Below are 17,878 nucleotides of genomic sequence, written 5' to 3'. Positions count from 1 at the left end.
GCGCTCGTGCGCCTTTCCGGTAGCTGCCGCTACCGGAAAGGCGCACAGTCGTTTATCGGGGGTCGCAGATCTTCCAGGTGCCGTCGACCTTCTCGAGGTTGAACGTGCGCCACGACTGCTCGCCGGGGTTGGCGGCCGTGTGGGCCTTGACCTGGGCGATGGCGGTGTCGCCGGTGATCTGCACGGCGTCGACGCCGCCGACCACCGGAATGTTCTGCTGCGTCACGGCGACCTGGTGGACCTCGGCGAAATCCTGATCCGAGATGCCCTGGTAGTACTCGGCGAGGCTTCCGCAGGTGCTGGTGCGCAGCGTCGCCAGATCGCCCTGGGTGAGTGCCGCCACGAACGTGTCGATCGTTCCCTGCACCTGGGTCTCGGGTGAGTTCTCGGCCTGGTTGTTGTTGTAGACCACCACGCCGGCGACCGCGATCGCGGCGACGACGATGACACCGGCAGCGATCGCGGCGAACAGCCACGCCTTGCCGTGCTTCTTCGCGGGCTGCTGCGCCGCGGCGACGCGCTGCGGCGCGCTCTGCTGGGGCGGCAGAACCCGCTGCGGTGCGGCCTTCGGAGGTGTGGGCGCCGGCCGCGGGGGAGCGGGCGGCGGGGGCACGGGCCGCGCGTTCTGAGGCTGGTTCGCCCGGGCAGCAGCAGGTCGGGGCGGTGGCGGCGTCGCCGGGACCGCGGGCCTCGTCACCGGGATTGCGACCGTCTCGTCCGACGGCGGGTTCGCCTGCCCCTGCACCTTCGGGTTCTGCGTGGTGGGTGCGCGGTGCATCTTCACCGTCGCGGGGTCGCCCGAGGCCGGCACGCTCGTCTGCATCGGGATCGCCGTGGTGGCCGCTTCGGATGCCTTGTCCGCGGGTTTCGTGGCAGAGTCCGCGCCGGCTCGAGGTGTCTCGGCTCGTGGGCGTGGTGCCGGAGGCTTGGGCAGTTCGGGCTGTGGCTCGTCGGCCTTCTTCTCTGCCGCCCGCTCGGGGGCCTTCTTCTGCGGGGGCTTCGGCTCGGGCGACTTCGGTGCGGCGGGCTCTGCATCCGCCGCGGGCTGCGCGGTCTTCGCAGGCTTTGCGGTCGCGTCGGCGCCGCCGGTGCCCGTGCCGGCGGTGGTGCCGGCCGCTGCCGGGCCGGACGGTGTGTCCGCGGCCGGCTTCTGAGTCGATTCGTCTTTCTTCGGGTCCTGCACGCGCTGCCCCTCGGTCTGCAGAGAAATGAACGTTGGGGGCAGCCTAACGACATCGTGCGTCATCGGAGACCGCGACAGGGCGCGTCGCGGACGCGGGCCGACGCAGTGACGGCGCCGCGGCGGGGGCACAATAGGCGCATGACGTCTTTCGGTGACCTTCTCGGACCACAGCCCACGCTGCTCCCCGGGGACGACGAGGCCGAGTCGGCCCTGTTGAACCACGAGGATCCGGCTTCCGTCGCAGCCGCCCATCCCACCGCATCCATCGCATGGGCCTACCTGGCCGAGGCGGCCCTCCAGGCCGGCGAGACCATCGCGGCGTACGCCTACGCGCGCACCGGGTACCACCGTGGACTGGACCAGTTGCGTCGCAACGGCTGGAAGGGTTTCGGCCCGGTTCCGTACAGCCACGAACCCAACCGGGGTTTCCTCCGGTGCGTCGCCGTGCTGGCGAAGGCGGCGAAGGCGATCGGCGAAACGGACGAGTACGCGCGGTGCCTCGATCTGCTCGAGGACTGCGATCCCCGAGCTGCCGAAGCGCTTGGCGTCGGTTAACGCCCTCAGCTCGGCGAAAATCCGTGGCCGGGACGGGCTGAGGACTTCGGTCCAGCGGCTGCGGGTGTCGGCACTGCCGATCCTGCAGTGCGCGATCGCGGCCGGCGCCGCCTGGTGGGTGGCGACGGTGGTGATCGGTCACCCGACGCCGTTCTTCGCGCCGATCGCCGCGGTGGTGTCGCTGGGGCTCTCTCTCGGCGCCCGCCTGCGCCGTTCCGTCGAGTTGGTGGCCGGTGTCACGATCGGGATCGGGGTCGGTGACCTCATCGTCTCCGTCATCGGGAGCGGTACCTGGCAGATCACTCTCGTCGTGGTGCTGGCGATGTCCGCGGCGGTACTGCTGAACAGTGGACCGATCTTCTCGATGCAGGCGGGTAACTCCGCGGTGCTCGTGGCGACGTTGCTGCCGCCCGGCGGCACCGCGGGTATCGACCGCATGGTAGATGCCTTGACCGGTGGTCTGGTGGGGATCGCCGTCGTCGCGCTGATTCCCACGCATCCCGTGGGGCGTGCGCGGAAGTACGCCGCGAACGTTCTCGGGACGGCGTCCGAGGTGATGCAGCTGGTGGCCGACGGTTTGGTGGCCAACGACGACAAGCCCATCGAGGAGGCGCTGCAGAAGGCGCGGGCAACGCAGGCGTCCATCGACACGCTGCGGACCCACCTCGCGGGCGGCCGCGAGATCAGCCGAATCTCGCCGCTGTACTGGAACACCCGCGGCCGGCTCGAACGACTCACCGCGGCCGCGGACCCACTCGACAATGCGTTGCGCAACATCCGGGTTCTCGCGCGGCGTTCGCTGACGCTGGTGCGCGACGACGAGATTCTCAATCCACGGCTCGTCGACCAGGTGGAGAAACTCGCCCACGCCTTGGAAACCCTCCGGCAGATGGCGCTCGCGGACCCCGGTCAGCAACCCGACCAGGCCGAGGCGGCGCGGGTGTTGCGTTCGGTGGCGTCCGGATTGAAACCGGAACTGGTGGAGAACGCGGGCTTGTCGGCCACAGTCGTCTTCGCGCAGATCCGTTCTCTGACCGTCGACCTTCTGCAGGTCGCAGGGCTGAAACGCATCTCGGCCATTGCCACCCTTCCGCCGACCGTGGAGAAGCCCGCGTATCGTCCCGAGCTCTGACCGCTCGAGCACGCTGTTGAACATATGCGCATGTACGCATATGATCGGCACAACTCGGGAGGAGACTCACCTATGGGAGTCGGTCACGGCCATTCGCACGGCCACACGCAAGGCAGCGGTGAGGTAGGCCCGTCACGGGGGCGGATCCGCCGCATGGTGATTGCTCTCGTCATCCTCCTCGCGTTCTTGGTTCTCGAGGTCGTCGTCGGCCTGACCGTCAACTCGCTGTCGCTGCTCGCCGACGCCGGGCACATGCTGACCGACGTCGTCGGAATGTCGATGGGGCTCGTCGCACTTCTCCTGGCACGCAAGGGCAGTACCACCGCGGCCCGGACCTTCGGCTGGCACCGCGCCGAAGTGCTCACGGCCATGGCCAACGCCGCGATGCTGCTCGCCGTCGCGGTCTGGGTGTTCTACGAGGCGATCTCCCGCATCGGCGACGCCCCCGACCTTCCCGGCATGGCGCTGATCCTCACCGCATCCGTCGGTCTGGCCGCGAACCTCGTGGTGATGCTGATGCTGCGCGCCGATTCCAAGGACAGCCTGGCCGTCCGCGGCGCGTACCTCGAAGTGCTCGCGGACGCCGTCGGCAGCGTCGGCGTGCTCATCGCCGGAGGCGTGGTGCTGGCGTTCGACTGGACCTACGCCGACATCATCGTCGGTGTCCTCATCTCGCTGTGGGTGGTGCCGCGGGCGATGAAACTTGCCGCCGCGTCACTGCGCATCCTCACGCAGGCGTCTCCCGAGGACGTCGATGTCGAATCGGTGCAGGCCGACCTCGAAGCGCTGCCCGGGGTCACCGGAGTCCACGACCTTCACGTGTGGACGCTCACGACGGGAATGGACGTGGCCACCGTCCACCTCACCACGGACGCCGACTCGTCCGTCGTCCTCGAATCGGCGCGGACCGTTCTCGAGAGCCACCGGCTCTCGCACGCGACAGTGCAGGTGGAATCCACTGCCAACGGACGCCACTGCGCCGAGAACGTCACCTGGTAGGAACCCTGTCTGTTTCGTCCGGTCTGGTCGAGTGGGATTTCAACGCTCCCCGGGGTGCGACGATCGCCGCGCAGGTGATCTATCTCAACATCGGTCAGGCGCCGACGATCGGCACATCCGGGCCTTTGACGAACGGTGACGGTGTCGAACGAGAACTGCCCGGCTTCACCGGACACCTGATTCCCGGCGGAACCTACGACCCCGACGGGCCGAAGGGCGCTGGCAGCCTGCACTCTCGGCTTCGGATTTGCCGTCACCCAGCGACCGTCACTTGGTGAACCGGGTGACATCCGCACCCGGTCGCCACAGATCGACATACAGGTGGTCGCCGTCGACGGTGGTGAGCACCACCTCGTCGAGGCCGAGTTCGAAGACGTCCGCCTCGGGGATCTCGTCGGGATAGTGGTCGACGATCTGCTGTTTCCGCTCCCCGAGGATCTCCTCCGCGCGGCCGCTGATCTTGGCGTCGCCGCCCTCCATCGTGTGGTGACCGGGGTTGCTGTGGAGAGAGAATCGCGGATCGCGTTGGAGGTCTTGCACTTTGCGTGCGCCGACCATCGAGCCGAGCAGTAACGCGCCTTCGTAGAACTCGACCTCGGTGCCGCTCACCCTCGGAGAACCGTCCTTGCGGAGCGTCGCCAGCACGTGGTGCTTGTGCGCCTCGAAGCGTGCGGCGACAGCCTTGGCGAGGTCGGGGGCTTCTGTCTCGAACTGCGTCCAGTTGGTCATGCCGACCAGTGTGCTCTCCTATCCCTGACATCTACTGTCAGGGATTTTCACTAGAATCGGAGAATGCGTTCGAGTCGGCTCGTCGAGGTGATGCTCCGTCTGGAGGGCAGTCGCGGGGCCACCGCGCAGCAACTCGCGGACGAACTCGGGGTCTCGGTCCGCACCGTGTATCGCGACGTCACGGCGTTGTCGGCGGCCGGTGTGCCGTTGTGGACGGAGAGTGGACCCGGGGGCGGAATCCGGTTGCTCGACGGCTGGCAGTCGAAGCTCGGCGGCATGACGGGCGAGGAGACGTCCGCGTTGATGTTGCTCGGCGTCCCGTCGATCGCCGACGATCTCGGTCTTCGCGACGTCACGGCGGCTGCGCAGTCGAAGTTGTTGGGGGCGTTGCCGGTCCCGCTGCGCGCCGGGGCTCAGCTGTGGCGGGATCGGCTCTACGTCGACGCTCCCGGCTGGTTCGACGGGCCACGCGACAACGGTGATCTTCCGGTGGTGGCGTCCGCGGTGCTCGAAGGTCGGCGCCTCGGCATCCGTTACCGTAAGGGGAGCCGTTCGGCGGCACGAACTCTCGATCCTCTGGGGCTGGTGGCGAAGGCCGGTGTCTGGTATCTCGTTGCGCAGCATCGCGGACGGACGCTGTCGTATCGGGTGTCGCGGATCAGTGACGCGACCGTGCTGAAGCAGCCGGCGGTGCGCCCCGACAACTTCGATCTGGGTGCGTGGTGGACGGCGTCGGTGGCCGAATTCGATCGTGCACTCCTGCGTTTCCGGTGCCGGGTGCGGCTCTCGCCCGCGTCGTGGCGCCGCTTGCCCCGGGTGGTCGGTGTCGAGGCCGCACGCGTCGAACCCGGACCGCCGGACGACGACGGCTGGGTGACCGTCGACCTGTTACTCGAGGCCGAGGACGTGGCGCTCGACCAGTTGACCGTTCTCGGCGGGGGAGTCGAAGTGCTCCGACCGCACTCGCTGCGCGAATCGCTGCGTGCGGTGGGAGAAGCGATCGCCCGCCGGAACGGCTGAGGTGGACTACTGCCGCGTCACACCAGGCGTTCGAGCACCGTGGCATTGGCGAGTCCGCCGGCCTCGCACATGGTCTGCAGCCCGAACCGGGCCCCGCGCTGCTCCATTGCGTTCACCAGCGTGGTCATGAGCCGGGCACCGCTGGCCCCCAGCGGATGTCCGAGCGCGATCGCGCCGCCGTGCACGTTGACGCGGTCCAGGTCGGCTCCGGTGTCTGCCGCCCAGGCCAGGACCACCGACGCGAACGCCTCGTTCACCTCGAACAGGTCGATGTCGGAGATGTCGAGGCCGCTGCGCTGCAGCACCTTGCGTGTCGCGGGAATGACCGCGGTGAGCATCATCAGCGGGTCGTCGCCGACAACGGAGAAGCTGTGGAGCCGGGCCAGCGGCCGCAGGCCCAGGCGTCCCGCGATCTCACTCGTGGTGATCATGAGCGCCGCACTTCCGTCCGACAGGGGACTGCTGTTGCCTGCGGTGATCGACCAGTCGATCTGCGGGAACCGCTCCCCGTAGAAGTCGCTGCGGAAGGCCGGTCGCAGGCCGCCGAGAGCGTCCAGTGTCGTGTCCGGCCGGATGGCCTCGTCCACACTCAGCTCCGGCAGGACGGCGAGTTCCTTCGCGAAGTTCCCGGCACTCGTTGCCGCCGCGGCCTTCTGGTGACTGCGCAGGGCGAACTCGTCCAGCTGGGTGCGGGAAAGTCCCCACCGGGCGGCGATGAGTTCGGCGCTGATGCCCTGCGGGACGAGGCCGTCGGGGTAGCGGCGCTCGAAGCCCACACCCATCGATTCGCGTCCGATGCTGCTGGACCCCATCGGAACTCGGCCCATCGATTCGACACCGGCGGCGACGACGATGTCGTACGCGCCCGACATCACGCCCTGCGCGGCGAAGTGGACGGCCTGCTGGCTGCTGCCGCACTGCCGGTCGACGGTCGTGCCGGGTACGGATTCGGGGAATCCTGCCGCCAGAAGCGCACTGCGGGTGATGTTCTGGCTCTGGTCCCCGACCTGGGTGACGGTGCCGCCGATGACGTCGTCGATCAGTGCGGGATCGATTCCCGTGCGCTCGACGAGGGTCGACAGGCTGTGGGCGAGAAGGTCGACGGGGTGCACTCCGTGTAAGGTGCCCGAGGGCTTGCCCTTACCGATCGGCGTGCGGACGGCCTCGACGATGACGGCGTCTCTCATGGCGATTCCTTTCGGTGCTGTGAGTACTTGTCAACCGCGGGCGGTTGACAAGTACTCACGGGGTGGGTTCATACCTGCGGCGGTGAGTGCGGCGACGACGGCCACCGCGGCCACCGCCGACCAAGCGAGTTGGAACGCGGAGTGGGTGTCTTCGTAACCGGCGGTCGTACCGAGGATGGCGACCAGCATGCTCACACCCAGCACGGTTCCGACCTGACGGCTCATGGTGACGACGGCGCTACCGGTGGCCGAGCGCGACTGCGGTAGTCCGGCGGTGGCGGACGACAGGATCGTCGGCAACGCCAGGCCGACCCCGACACCGGCGATCATCCAGCCGGGCAGCAGTTCCCACGCGTAGTGCGGTTCCATCCCGACGGACGAGAGAACGAGCACGGCGCCCGCCGCCCACAGGGCGCTGCCCGCCGCGGTGAGCGCTCCAGCGGAGAAGCTGCGGGACAGGAACTGGCCGACCACGGCGAACACCGGCACCATCAACGGGCCCGGCGCGATCGCGAGACCCGTCAGCAGCGCGGAGTAGCCCCACACCTGCTGCAGCCACAGGATGTTCGCGAGCAGACCGGCCGCGAAGGCGGCACTGAACGCGAGCGCGGTCACGTTCGACCAGGCGAACGTGCGCACCTTCAGCATGGCGGGTTCGATGAGCGGCTCGCGCTGCCGGCTGTTGCTCCACCAGAACAGTGCGGCGGACGCGGCAGCGACGGTGAACGCGAGCGCGATTCGGGGGTCGTCCCATCCCCAGTCGGGTCCCTGGACCAGTCCGAGTGCGAGGGCACCGATGCCGACGGTCAGCAGGGCAGCTCCGAACAGGTCGAGGTCTGTGTCGCGGGCGGTCGGGCGGAAGTCGGGGACCAACCGGACGGTGGCGATCAGGAAAGCGATACCGATGGGGACGTTGATCAGGAAGGCCCAGCGCCACGACGCCTCGACGAGCAGGCCACCCACCACGGGCCCGAAGGCCGCGGCCGCGGCGCCCGACGCGGCCCAGATCCGGACCGCACCCGCACGTGTGGCCTCGGGGACCATGCTGATCAGCAGTCCCAGGCTGGCGGGGGTCAGGGCCGCCGCACCGACGGCCTGGAGCAGCCGGAAGGCGACGAGCAGCCACAGCGAGGGGCTCAGCGCGCATGCCGCGCTGGCGGCGGTGAACAGCGCCAGCCCGAGAAGGAATCCGCGTCGGCGGCCCACGCGGTCGGCCCAGCGTCCGAGCGGAACCAGGAGTGCGGCGAACACGATCGCGTAGCCGCCCAGCACCCAGCTGAGGTCGCCGAGGCCGTAGCCGGGGTAGCTCGCCGCGATGTCGTCGAACGCGACGTTGACGACGAACAGATCGAGGCTGGCGACGAACGACGCGCCGGAGAGGACGGTGAGGAGCGGGCCGAGCCGCACTTCCTGACGCACCTGACTATTGAGGGCCATAGTCAGCAATTTACACCTGACTATGGCGAAGGCAAGTCAGGTGTGACGGACGCCTCGGATCGACGGTTTGCGCTGCGAAGACCCCCGCGGCGGTCCTAACGTGAGGCATGGCTGTTCTGACCCCCGGATTCCACGGCAGACCTCGCAGCGAGCACTCTCTTCCGCCCGGGCAGTACGAGGTAGGGGATTTCCCGGTCCTCTCGGCAGGACCGACGCCCCGCGTCCCGACCGACACGTGGACGCTGACCGTGACCGACGAGACCGGCCGGCGCCACGAGTGGTCGTGGGCCGAATTCATGAAGCTCCCGCAGGAGCGGCCGACGGTCGACCTCCACTGCGTCACGCGATGGTCGAAGTTCGGAACCTCGTGGAAGGGCGTCTCCCTCGACACCCTGTTCGCGGACGTCGAGACGTCCGCGGGATTCGTCCTCGTCGGATGCGACGGCGGCTACACCACGAATCTTCCCGTCTCCGACGTCCTCGGGGGCAAGGCGTGGATCGCGCACACCTACGAGGGCGCGCCTCTCTCGCCGGTGCACGGGGGTCCGGCCCGTCTGCTCGTGCCCCATCTCTACCTGTGGAAGTCCGCGAAGTGGGTTCGGTCGATCCAGCTCGTCACCCAGGACGTCCCGGGATTCTGGGAACAACTCGGGTACCACGATCGCGGAGACCCGTGGCGGGAGCAGAGGTACCAGGGTGACCAGTGAACTCGTGGGCCGCGCCGTGCTCAGCTGGCGAGTGGCGGAACTCGTCGAGTCGTGGCCCGAGACGGCGAGTGCGCGGGCCCTGGTCCTCGAGGTCCCGGACTGGCCTGGGCATCGCGCCGGGCAGCACGTCGATCTCCGCCTGACCGGTCCCGACGGGTATACCACCGAGCGGAGCTACTCGCTGGCGTCGCCGGCCGAGCGTTCACCGGACGGGTGGCGACTGCAGTTGGTCGTCCAGCGGGTGGCGGACGGCGAGGTGTCTCCCTATCTGACCGACGTGTTCGACGCCGGCAATCTGATCGAGGTGCGCGGACCGATCGGTGGCTGGTTCGTGTGGTCGCCGCGCGAGGGTGGCGGCGCGCCGGTGCTTCTCGTCGCCGGTGGGTCGGGCATCGTCCCGCTGATGTCGATGATTCGCGAGCGCCGGTTCCGCCACGACCGCACGCCGTTCCGGCTCGTGTACTCCCTCCGGACGCAGGCCGACGAATTGTTCGCGGACGAACTGAACCGGCCCGGGAGCGGCGACGGGGGAGTCGAGACGTTCGTCCTCCACACCCGCGAGGACTCGCCGCGGCGCCCGGCGGGTCGGATCACTACCGCCGATCTCGCGGCGTGGGGATGGCCGGCGGACTTCGCGCCGCGCTGCTTCGTGTGCGGGCCCACCGGATTCGTCGAGGAGGCGGCTCGCCTGCTGCTCTCGCTCGGGCACTCGCCGGACGACATCAAGACCGAGCGGTTCGGTCCTTCGGGGCCGTGACCGGAGGAAGGAATTGTCGATGAGTACGTTGCAGGGAAACGACTTCGAGGACGGGAACGTTCTCGGCGGGCCGTTCGCGGAGATCTTCGTTCACGACCTCACCGCGGCGACCGGACGGTGCCGGTTCTGCGGTCTCGACGGACCGATGGCGGCCGTGCACGTCTATACGCGTGCGCCCGGTGTCGTCGTGCGGTGCCCGGGGTGTCAGGAGGTGCTGCTGCGGCTGGTGTCGACTCCGCGTGGGCTCGAACTCGACGCCAGCGGCCTGTCGCACCTGTCCTGGAAGCTCTAACTGCTGACTATGGAATCTGCAAGTCAGCTATGCTGAGGTGTATGGACGCGGCACGGTTGGACGGTTTTCTCGCGGATCGCGACACCTGGCGGGCGACGCACTGCTCCATCGGCAAGGCGATGGACGTGATCGGCACGCGTTCGGCCGTCCTGATCCTGCGCGAGGCCTACTACGGCACCACGCGATTCGACGACTTCGCGAAGCGGGTCGGCATCACCGAGGCCGTGGCGGCGTCCCGACTGCGTGAACTGACGGCCGAGGGCCTGTTCGAGCGGCAACCCTACAAGGAGCCCGGCCAGCGCACTCGCTACGAATACGTGCTCACCGAGAAGGGGCGCGACCTCCTGCCCGCCGTGCTCGCGCTGATGCAGTGGGGCGACAAGTACCTCCAGGGCAAGCACGGACCGCCGATCGGATTGCGGGACGACGCGACCGGCGAATCCGTCCGCGTCGAGGTCCGCAGTCCCGACCGGGAGGTGCCGTTGGCGGAACTGCGGCTGACCCCCAACTTCACCGAAGAGGACGCGCGCCGGTCCCGCCCGTGAGTACAAGTACTCACGGGTCAGAGCCAGAAGCGCATCAGACGGTTGCCGTACTGCGCGTAGATCTCCGGCACACCGGACAGTTCGAACAGCCGGTAGATGACGTCGAAGAACACCACGTTGATCGACGGCACGAACAGCAGCGCCACGAGGATCAGCAGTCCGTACGGCTTGAACTGGTCGACGGACCTGCGGGTGCGGGGCGACAGGAACGGCTCGAGCGCGCCATACCCGTCGAGGCCGGGGACCGGCAGGAGATTGAGCACGGTGGCCATCACCTGCAGGAACGCGAGAAAACTCAGTCCCGTCCAGAACACCCGGTGGTCGCCGCCCAGCCCGAACCAGCGGATCACCGCGAGGAGCACGATCGCGGACACCAGATTCACGGCGGGTCCGGCGAGCGACACCCGCGCCTGCACCTTCGGCGGGAACAGTCCGGTGCGCAGGTACACGGCGCCGCCGGGCAACCCGATCCCGCCGAGCGCGATGAACAGCACCGGCAGACCGATCGACAGCATCGGGTGGCTGTACTTCAACGGGTTGAGCGTGAGGTAGCCGCGAACCTCGACGTCGGTGTCGCCGTGCCGCCACGCCGTGTACGCGTGCGCGAACTCGTGCAGGCAGAGCGTCACCACCCATCCCGCGACCACCAGCAGGAACACCCCGACGTGCCCGAGGACCGACTCCAGTTCGGCGCGCCACGCGAGAACACCGCCGGCGACCGCGACAGCGACGACCAGAAGGAATACCGGACTGGGACGGACCGCCGTGGTCCGCGCCCTGGGCAGGTTCATCTGACCAGCAACCACTCTTGATCGTGGCGGTAGAACGTCGAACGCTTGACGTCGCGCGGATTGGGCACGCCGTCGCGGGTGAGGGCCGCGGCGGGCGACCCGAGCTGCACGGCGCGTCCCTCGGCCCAGCGGCGGGGCAGCCAGCGCCTGCGAGGTTCGACCGACGCCCGCAGACCGGGCGTCCGTGGGGTCGGAGTGACGTTCAGGCTCGCCGTCGTCCCCGAGAACAACCGGGTGTCGTCGACGTAGGCCTCACCGACGAGCGGGCCCCCGTCCGGACCCGTGACGGTGGCGCACCCGACGAGCGCGATCCCCGCGTCGTCGCGGATGAGGGGGACCGGCTTGGCTGTCCCCTTCAGCGCGGTGCGGGCGCCGCGTGCGCCGGAGGACAAGTGGTAAGCCTCCGTCGCGTCGGAACGATGCTCCGCGACGTACGCGAGCTCGATGTGCAGGCGTTCGGTGCGCATCAACCGGGTCAGGGTGGCCGCGAAGGCGGCGTCGCTGCCCACCACGATCAGACGCGGATCCACGACGACCTGAAGTTTGGAGAAGACCTCGTCGAAGTCGTCCTTGTCCGGGACGGCAGGTGCGCTCGAGGTCGAAATGGAGCCCAGAGGTAGGGGAAGCGGCGCGTCGCCGCAAATGAGCACTACGGGGGTCAACGCCACTCCTCGCCCGGATGTCCCGCCGCGATTTCCGCAGCTTCCCTTTCGGATCATCCTAGTGGCACGCCCGAGATGGCCTCCCCAGCCGTACTGTGGGGTCTGTTCTCCGTGCCCTCGGCTAGACTGTTCCCCCGGCCACTGCCTACGAACGGCAGGACCACGCAGTCGGATACGACTGTACGTCGACCGTAGGAGACAACGTCATGCCGGCAATCGTCCTGATCGGCGCCCAGTGGGGCGACGAGGGCAAGGGCAAAGCTACCGATCTACTGGGCGGACGCCTGCAGTGGGTGGTGCGCTACCAGGGCGGTAACAACGCCGGACACACAGTGGTCCTTCCGAACGGCGACAAGTTCGCTCTGCATCTGATCCCGTCCGGAATCCTCACTCCGGGCGTCACGAACGTCATCGGCAACGGTGTCGTGGTGGACCCGGGAGTGCTGCTCACCGAACTCGCCGGACTCGACGAGCGGGGCGTGGACACCAGCCGCCTGCTGCTCTCGGCCGATGCGCACCTGATCATGCCGTACCACGTTGCCATCGACAAGGTCACCGAACGCTTCCTCGGGGCCAAGAAGATCGGCACCACCGGCCGCGGTATCGGGCCCTGCTACCAGGACAAACTCGCGCGTGTCGGCGTCCGCGTGCAGGACGTGCTGGACGAGAAGATCCTCACCCAGAAGGTCGAGGCGGCACTCGAGTTCAAGAACCAGGTGCTCGTCAAGATCTACAACCGCAAGGCCCTCGACCCGCAGCAGGTCGTCGACGAGGTGCTCGAGCAGGCCGACGGTTTCAAGCACCGAATCGCGGACACACGCCTGCAGCTCAACGAGGCACTCGAGCGCGGCGAGACGGTGCTGCTGGAGGGTTCGCAGGGGACGCTCCTCGACGTCGACCACGGCACCTACCCGTACGTGACGTCGTCCAACCCGACGTCCGGTGGCGCAGCGGTCGGTTCGGGCATCGGACCCACCAAGATCACGACGGTGCTGGGCATCCTCAAGGCGTACACCACCCGCGTCGGCTCGGGCCCGTTCCCGACCGAACTCTTCGACCAGAACGGCGAATACCTCGCCAAGACCGGCGGCGAGGTGGGTGTCACCACCGGCCGTGCCCGTCGCACCGGTTGGTTCGACGCCGTGATCGCCCGCTACGCAACGCGAGTCAACGGCATCACCGACTACTTCCTCACCAAGCTCGACGTGCTCAGCAGCCTCGACACCATCCCGATCTGCGTCGGCTACGACGTCGACGGCGTGCGGTACGACGAGATGCCCATGTCGCAGACCGACGTTCATCACGCGAAGCCGATCTACGAGGAAATGCCCGGCTGGTGGGAAGACATCTCCCACGCCCGGACGTTCGAGGAGCTCCCGAAGAACGCGCAGAACTACGTCCTGCGCCTCGAGGAACTGTCGGGTGCGTACATCTCCTGCATCGGCGTCGGCCCCGGCCGCGACGAGACCATCGTCCGCCGCGACGTGGTGCGGTAGTCCGCTCGATTGTCGCCGAATGTGACCTCGGTTCAGTTGAATTGAACCGATGCGACATTCGGCGATCCGAGATACATTCGAGTCGATGATCAGGACTGTCGAAGCGAGTACCCGGACACCGGCCGGCCGGTGGTACGACAGCTTCCACGCAGCGGCCGCCGTCCTGGAGGCATTCGGGCGCGACACGTCGGACGCCGGCAGGTGCGTGGCGGTGGTGTCGACGGATCTCGGAGTCTGGGTGTTCGAAGGTGACCCGAGGTCGACGGTCGACGCGTTCGTTCACTCCGTGGAGCGGGCGATCGTCGCCGGTGGGCAGGCGTTCGTGCTGGGATGCGCCAGGGTGACCGGGGCGGATCAACGGGTGGTCCGGACCCTCCGGGTTCCCGACGGCGACAGGATGGCGGCGGCCGCGGCGATGGCGCGCGAACTCGGCGACCCGCAGGCGCTGATCAGAACAGCACCGGGTCGTCGAAACCCGGAGTGTGCTCGAGGGCCAGCAGTTCGCGCTTGGTGAGGGTGCCGCCGCCGGCGGAGAAGCCGCCGACCTGCCCGCCGGCGGCGAGGACGCGATGGCACGGGATCACGATCGGCAGTGGGTTGCGGCCGAGGGCCTGACCGACGGCCTGCGCGGCCCCGGGCTTGCCGAGTTCCGCCGCGATGTCGCCGTAGGTGAGCGTGGTGCCCGGGTCGATGGCGCGGGTGAGGTCGTAGACGTTGCAGTCGAATTCGGGGACTCCCTCGAAGTCGAGGTCGATCCACCGCAGATCGTCGAGTGCGCCGCCCAGGTGTTCGCGTATTCCGTCGACGGCCCGCTGGACCGGCGCCGGCGGCTGGTGCTCCACCGCATCCGGGAAGCAGTGTTCGAGACGCTGCCGGGTGGATTCGGGTGAACCTTCGGGCAATTGCACGCCGACGATCCCGGCGGCCCGCCACGCGATGGCGCAGGTGCCGAGGGCCGTGTCGAACAGGGCGATTCCTGTGGTCACCAATCCAGTATGCCTGCCACATCTGACGTTCACCTTCCGTTGACCGCGGTTGGACATCCTCGAGGCTCGACGACCGAGGAGATGTTCCGTGTATCTGTCCCGCCGTACCCTGCTCCGCTCCACCGCACTCGGGTTGCTGGCCGTCCCCGCCGCCGCGTGCTCCGATTCCGGCAGCGCGGGTCCGGCGCTGGTCCGTGAACGACCCACCCTGACGCACGGTGTCGCGGCCGGGGACGTGCGAGCCGACGGTGCGCTCGTCTGGGCGAGGTCCGACCGTCCGGCCACGATGATCGTGGAGACCTCGGCCACCGAGTCGTTCACCGACCCGGCGCGATTCGAGGGGGGACTGCTCATCCCGGACACGGACGGCACCGGACGGCTGCGGCTGACCGGACTACCCGCAGGGCAGCAGGTGCACTACCGGGTGACTCTCGAAGGTGACGACGGCGCCATCTCGGAGGCGGTGACGGGTGTCTTCCGCACCGCTCCGAGCGCCGTAGGCGACATCCGGTTGCAGTGGTCCGGCGACACGGCGGGTCAGGGATACGGAATCAATCCGGACGTCGGCGGGATGCGGATCTTCGACACGATGGCCGCGCGCGACCCGCACCTGTTCCTGCACTCGGGCGACGTCGTGTACGCCGACGGCCCGCTGAAGGAGTCCGTCGCGCTGCCGGACGGACGCGTGTGGCGGAACACGGTCAGCGAGCCGAAGAGCGCGGTCGCGCAGACGTTGGACCAGTACCGCGGCCAGTACGCGTACAACCTCACCGATCACAACTACCGCAGGTTCAATTCTTCTGTGGCGCAGATCGTTCAGTGGGACGACCACGAGACCGTCAACAACTGGTACCCCGGCGAGGTCCTCGACCTCGACGCATACACGGAGAAGAACGTGGACGTGCTGGCGCAGAGGGCATTCCAGGCATACCACGAGTGGCTGCCGCTCGAGCCGGCCGACGCGGTCGACGGTCGCGTGTACCGCAAGATCGGGTACGGTCCACTGCTCGACATCTTCGTCCTCGACATGCGCACCTACAAGGACGCGAACGGGGTCAACACCGGTGCGGCCGGGCAGATTCTCGGTGCGGCCCAGAAGGACTGGCTGATCCGGGAACTCGGTGCGTCCACGGCGACATGGACGATCATCGCCAACGACCTCCCGCTCGGGGTGGTGGTCCCGGACGGGGATACCGCGTTCGAGGGCGTCGCGAACGGGGAACCCGGTCAGCCGTCGGGCCGGGAATCCGAGATCGCCCAGGTGCTGTCGGCGATCAAGGCGGGGCGGATCACCGGGACGGTGTGGCTCACCGCGGACGTGCACTACACCGCCGCGCACCGGTACTCGCCCGACCTCGCCACGTACAAGGATTTCGACGAGTTCTGGGAGTTCGTCTCCGGTCCACTCAACGCGGGCGGCTTCGGTCCCAACGACCTCGACGCCACGTTCGGCCCCGAGGCCGTGTTCGTGCACGCGCCGCCCGCACCCAACTCGTCGCCGCTCGACGGATACCAGCACTTCGGTGAGGTGTTCATCGACGGGCAGACGTCGGAGTTGCGGGTGGACCTCCTCGACGCGGCCGGGACGGTGCTGTTCAGTCAGCTGCTGCCGTCGCCGGCTCGCTGATCGCCCGGAGCGGGCCAGTCTGGATCTTCTGGACTGCTCGGCTGGTCGGGAAAGATCCCGCCGAGCGGGGCGCCGATCCGGAACTGCTCCAGGCGAAACACGCCCTTACCTCCCTCTTTGGGGCCGTAGTGCGCGACCGCTGCGGCCAGGAGAACCATGCACGCGAGGGTGATCAGTGTCGTCATGGATTCAAGGTTCGCCACAACTGGCTTTGAGTTGAATAGCCAAGAGGTTGATACTGGACTGCATGATGACTCGCGTACTCGGTGCACGCTCCCTCGCCAGGGACCTCGGCAACTGGCAGGACGACAGCGGCCGCCGGTCGGCGGCGCGGCCCGCCTACCGGGCGCTGGCCGACGGGATCCGCCTACTCGTGCACGACGGCCGCATCCCGCTGGGTGTCGCGTTGCCGAGCGAGCGCGAACTGGCGTCGATGCTGGAGTTGAGCCGGACCACGATCACGTCGTCGTATTCGGTGCTCCGGGACGAGGGGTACCTCATCAGCCGTCAGGGGTCGCGCAGCACCGTCGCGCTGCCGCTCGGGGCACGGCAGAACGGACTGATGTTCCGGGCGCACCAGCCCGGGTCCGACAACTCGGTGGTCGACCTCAGCTATGCCGCGATGGCCGCGCCCGCGGAGGCGGTCGAACAGGCCTACGCTTATGCGTTGCAATCGCTTCCGCAGTTCCTGCCGACGCACGGCATGGAGCCGGTGGGGATCGGCGCGTTGCGGGACGTGATCGCCGAACGCTACCGGGCGCGGGGACTGGAGACCTCGCCCGAGCAGATCATGGTCACCTCCGGTGCTCAGCACGCGCTGCGGCTGCTCCTCAACGTGCTCACGGCGCCGGGGGAGCGGGTGCTGGTCGATCACCCCACGTACCCGAACGCGCTGGAGGCGATCCGCAGGGTCGGTGCGCGTCCGGTCCCGGTTCCCGTCCGTCCGGAGGGCGGGGCGTCCGGTGCCTGGGATCTCGACGGAATCCGCAGCGCCGCCCGGCAGACCGCGGCCCGGATGGCGTACCTGATTCCGGACTTCCACAACCCCACCGGACTGTGCCTCGACGCGTCCGGGCGGGCCGAACTGGCGCGGATCGCGCGCGATACCCGCATGACGCTGGTGGTGGACGAGACGATGGTCGACCTGTGGCTGGACGAGCCGTCACCGGGGCCGGTCGCGGCGCACGGCAGGGGAGCCGCGAAGTCGGAGGTCGTGACGATCGGGTCGGCGGCAAAGTCGTTCTGGGGCGGGCTGCGCGTCGGCTGGATTCGCGCCGATCCGGCACTGATCACCCGGCTCGCCGGGGCGCGGGCCGCGGTCGATCTGGGCACGCCGGTGATGGACCAGCTCGCGGCGGCGCATCTGCTCTCCGACGACGAACTCGTCCTCGCCCGTCGCCGGGCGGAATTGCGGGAACAGCGGAGCGCGATGCTCGACGCTCTCGCCGACCGTCTGCCGGACTGGATCCCGACCATCGGTTCGGGAGGGATGTCGCTGTGGCTGCGCATGCCCGCGCCGGTCTCGACGGCGCTGGCGGCGACGGCCCCCAACTTCGGGGTGCTGCTGGCGGCGGGACCGCGGTTCGGGGTGGAGGGCGCATTCGAGCGGTTCGTCCGGCTCCCGTACGCGCGGACGTCAGACGAGCTGCGTCGCGGTGTCGACTGCATCGCGGCGGCGTACGCGACGCTGGCCGTCGACCGTGAGCTCGCGGAACCGTCCCTCGTCGTCTGAGCACGTGAGTGGCGACGCGTGCCGGAACACGCGTCGCCACT

General features: G+C 68.6%; 20 protein-coding genes. 12 read left to right on the top strand and 8 right to left on the bottom strand.

Annotated features, from left to right (window positions below; translation table 11 throughout):
- Nucleotides 1–52 precede the first annotated feature (52 nt).
- Nucleotides 53–1,183 (bottom strand): transcriptional regulator, encoded by a 1,131-nt coding sequence (locus tag ACFVJ3_RS07465; protein WP_378451458.1) that lies wholly within the window; start codon nt 1,181–1,183, stop codon nt 53–55.
- Between the two features lie 138 nt (nt 1,184–1,321).
- On the opposite strand from ACFVJ3_RS07465, the gene ACFVJ3_RS07460 reads away from it, so the two are divergent.
- The 3 genes from ACFVJ3_RS07460 (at nt 1,322) to ACFVJ3_RS07450 (ending at nt 3,869) form a co-directional block, all read left to right on the top strand.
- Entirely contained in the window at nt 1,322–1,738 is a 417-nt protein-coding gene (locus tag ACFVJ3_RS07460) for a DUF3151 domain-containing protein (RefSeq protein WP_378451457.1), read from the top strand.
- 64 nt (nt 1,739–1,802) lie between these two features.
- Entirely contained in the window at nt 1,803–2,870 is a 1,068-nt protein-coding gene (locus ACFVJ3_RS07455; RefSeq protein WP_378451456.1) for an aromatic acid exporter family protein, read from the top strand.
- Between the two features lie 72 nt (nt 2,871–2,942).
- Nucleotides 2,943–3,869 (top strand): cation diffusion facilitator family transporter, encoded by a 927-nt coding sequence (locus ACFVJ3_RS07450; RefSeq protein WP_378451455.1) that lies wholly within the window; start codon nt 2,943–2,945, stop codon nt 3,867–3,869.
- 267 nt (nt 3,870–4,136) lie between these two features.
- On the opposite strand, the gene ACFVJ3_RS07445 is transcribed toward ACFVJ3_RS07450, so the two are convergent.
- Nucleotides 4,137–4,598, bottom strand: a complete 462-nt coding sequence (locus tag ACFVJ3_RS07445; RefSeq protein WP_378451454.1) for a pyridoxamine 5'-phosphate oxidase family protein — start codon at nt 4,596–4,598, stop codon at nt 4,137–4,139.
- A gap of 63 nt (nt 4,599–4,661) precedes the next feature.
- Between ACFVJ3_RS07445 and ACFVJ3_RS07440 the strand changes: the two genes are divergently transcribed.
- Nucleotides 4,662–5,618, top strand: coding sequence for a helix-turn-helix transcriptional regulator (locus ACFVJ3_RS07440; protein WP_378451453.1), 957 nt, complete (start codon nt 4,662–4,664; stop codon nt 5,616–5,618).
- A gap of 17 nt (nt 5,619–5,635) precedes the next feature.
- On the opposite strand, the gene ACFVJ3_RS07435 is transcribed toward ACFVJ3_RS07440, so the two are convergent.
- Together ACFVJ3_RS07435 and ACFVJ3_RS07430 are read right to left on the bottom strand one after the other, a co-directional pair.
- Nucleotides 5,636–6,805, bottom strand: a complete 1,170-nt coding sequence (locus tag ACFVJ3_RS07435) for a thiolase family protein (protein ID WP_378451452.1) — start codon at nt 6,803–6,805, stop codon at nt 5,636–5,638.
- A 30-nt stretch (nt 6,806–6,835) separates the two neighbouring features.
- Entirely contained in the window at nt 6,836–8,242 is a 1,407-nt protein-coding gene (locus ACFVJ3_RS07430; protein WP_378451451.1) for an MFS transporter, read from the bottom strand.
- 107 nt (nt 8,243–8,349) lie between these two features.
- Between ACFVJ3_RS07430 and ACFVJ3_RS07425 the strand changes: the two genes are divergently transcribed.
- Genes ACFVJ3_RS07425 through ACFVJ3_RS07410 form a run of 4 tightly spaced genes read left to right on the top strand, consistent with a single transcriptional unit; the run spans nt 8,350 to nt 10,543 of the window.
- The gene (locus ACFVJ3_RS07425; RefSeq protein WP_378451450.1) at nt 8,350–8,949 is read left to right on the top strand and encodes a sulfite oxidase-like oxidoreductase; all 600 of its coding nucleotides are present in this window, start codon (nt 8,350–8,352) and stop codon (nt 8,947–8,949) included.
- Nucleotides 8,939–9,706 carry a ferredoxin reductase gene (locus ACFVJ3_RS07420; protein WP_378451449.1) on the top strand — a complete coding sequence of 256 codons (768 nt, stop codon included), beginning with the start codon at nt 8,939–8,941 and terminating at the stop codon, nt 9,704–9,706. The genes ACFVJ3_RS07425 and ACFVJ3_RS07420 overlap by 11 nt, the downstream gene beginning before the upstream one ends.
- Before the next feature lie 19 nt (nt 9,707–9,725).
- On the top strand, nt 9,726–9,998 hold the full coding sequence (locus tag ACFVJ3_RS07415) for a DUF6510 family protein (RefSeq protein ID WP_378451448.1): 273 nt from the start codon (nt 9,726–9,728) through the stop codon (nt 9,996–9,998).
- A 41-nt stretch (nt 9,999–10,039) separates the two neighbouring features.
- The gene (locus ACFVJ3_RS07410; RefSeq protein WP_378451447.1) at nt 10,040–10,543 is read left to right on the top strand and encodes a winged helix-turn-helix transcriptional regulator; all 504 of its coding nucleotides are present in this window, start codon (nt 10,040–10,042) and stop codon (nt 10,541–10,543) included.
- Between the two features lie 17 nt (nt 10,544–10,560).
- Here ACFVJ3_RS07410 and ACFVJ3_RS07405 read toward each other — a convergent pair whose 3' ends face one another.
- Both ACFVJ3_RS07405 and ACFVJ3_RS07400 read right to left on the bottom strand, forming a co-directional pair.
- Nucleotides 10,561–11,334 carry a site-2 protease family protein gene (locus tag ACFVJ3_RS07405; protein WP_378451446.1) on the bottom strand — a complete coding sequence of 258 codons (774 nt, stop codon included), beginning with the start codon at nt 11,332–11,334 and terminating at the stop codon, nt 10,561–10,563.
- The gene (locus ACFVJ3_RS07400; RefSeq protein ID WP_378451529.1) at nt 11,331–11,984 is read right to left on the bottom strand and encodes a hypothetical protein; all 654 of its coding nucleotides are present in this window, start codon (nt 11,982–11,984) and stop codon (nt 11,331–11,333) included. Before ACFVJ3_RS07400 ends, ACFVJ3_RS07405 begins: the two co-directional genes overlap by 4 nt.
- 218 nt (nt 11,985–12,202) lie before the next feature.
- On the opposite strand from ACFVJ3_RS07400, the gene ACFVJ3_RS07395 reads away from it, so the two are divergent.
- Both ACFVJ3_RS07395 and ACFVJ3_RS07390 read left to right on the top strand, forming a co-directional pair.
- Nucleotides 12,203–13,492, top strand: coding sequence for an adenylosuccinate synthase (locus ACFVJ3_RS07395; RefSeq protein ID WP_005260012.1), 1,290 nt, complete (start codon nt 12,203–12,205; stop codon nt 13,490–13,492).
- Nucleotides 13,493–13,577: 85 nt separating this feature from the next.
- Complete coding sequence (locus ACFVJ3_RS07390) at nt 13,578–14,006, top strand: racemase (protein WP_378451445.1); 429 nt, start codon at nt 13,578–13,580, stop codon at nt 14,004–14,006.
- Here the strand turns inward: ACFVJ3_RS07390 and ACFVJ3_RS07385 are convergent.
- Nucleotides 13,942–14,535, bottom strand: coding sequence for a methylated-DNA--[protein]-cysteine S-methyltransferase (locus ACFVJ3_RS07385; protein WP_378451444.1), 594 nt, complete (start codon nt 14,533–14,535; stop codon nt 13,942–13,944). The two genes, ACFVJ3_RS07390 and ACFVJ3_RS07385, sit on opposite strands and share 65 nt — an antisense overlap.
- 31 nt (nt 14,536–14,566) lie before the next feature.
- Between ACFVJ3_RS07385 and ACFVJ3_RS07380 the strand changes: the two genes are divergently transcribed.
- Nucleotides 14,567–16,105 carry an alkaline phosphatase D family protein gene (locus ACFVJ3_RS07380; RefSeq protein WP_378451443.1) on the top strand — a complete coding sequence of 513 codons (1,539 nt, stop codon included), beginning with the start codon at nt 14,567–14,569 and terminating at the stop codon, nt 16,103–16,105.
- Here the strand turns inward: ACFVJ3_RS07380 and ACFVJ3_RS07375 are convergent.
- Nucleotides 16,078–16,290 carry a hypothetical protein gene (locus ACFVJ3_RS07375; RefSeq protein ID WP_378451442.1) on the bottom strand — a complete coding sequence of 71 codons (213 nt, stop codon included), beginning with the start codon at nt 16,288–16,290 and terminating at the stop codon, nt 16,078–16,080. The two genes, ACFVJ3_RS07380 and ACFVJ3_RS07375, sit on opposite strands and share 28 nt — an antisense overlap.
- Before the next feature lie 62 nt (nt 16,291–16,352).
- On the opposite strand from ACFVJ3_RS07375, the gene ACFVJ3_RS07370 reads away from it, so the two are divergent.
- Nucleotides 16,353–17,837 carry a PLP-dependent aminotransferase family protein gene (locus ACFVJ3_RS07370; RefSeq protein ID WP_378451441.1) on the top strand — a complete coding sequence of 495 codons (1,485 nt, stop codon included), beginning with the start codon at nt 16,353–16,355 and terminating at the stop codon, nt 17,835–17,837.
- Nucleotides 17,838–17,878 lie beyond the last annotated feature (41 nt).

The organism is Rhodococcus sp. NPDC127593, assembly GCF_042671975.1.
Classification (GTDB): Bacteria; Actinomycetota; Actinomycetes; order Mycobacteriales; family Mycobacteriaceae; genus Rhodococcus_F.
This window is presented reverse-complemented; position numbering and strand designations above follow the sequence as displayed.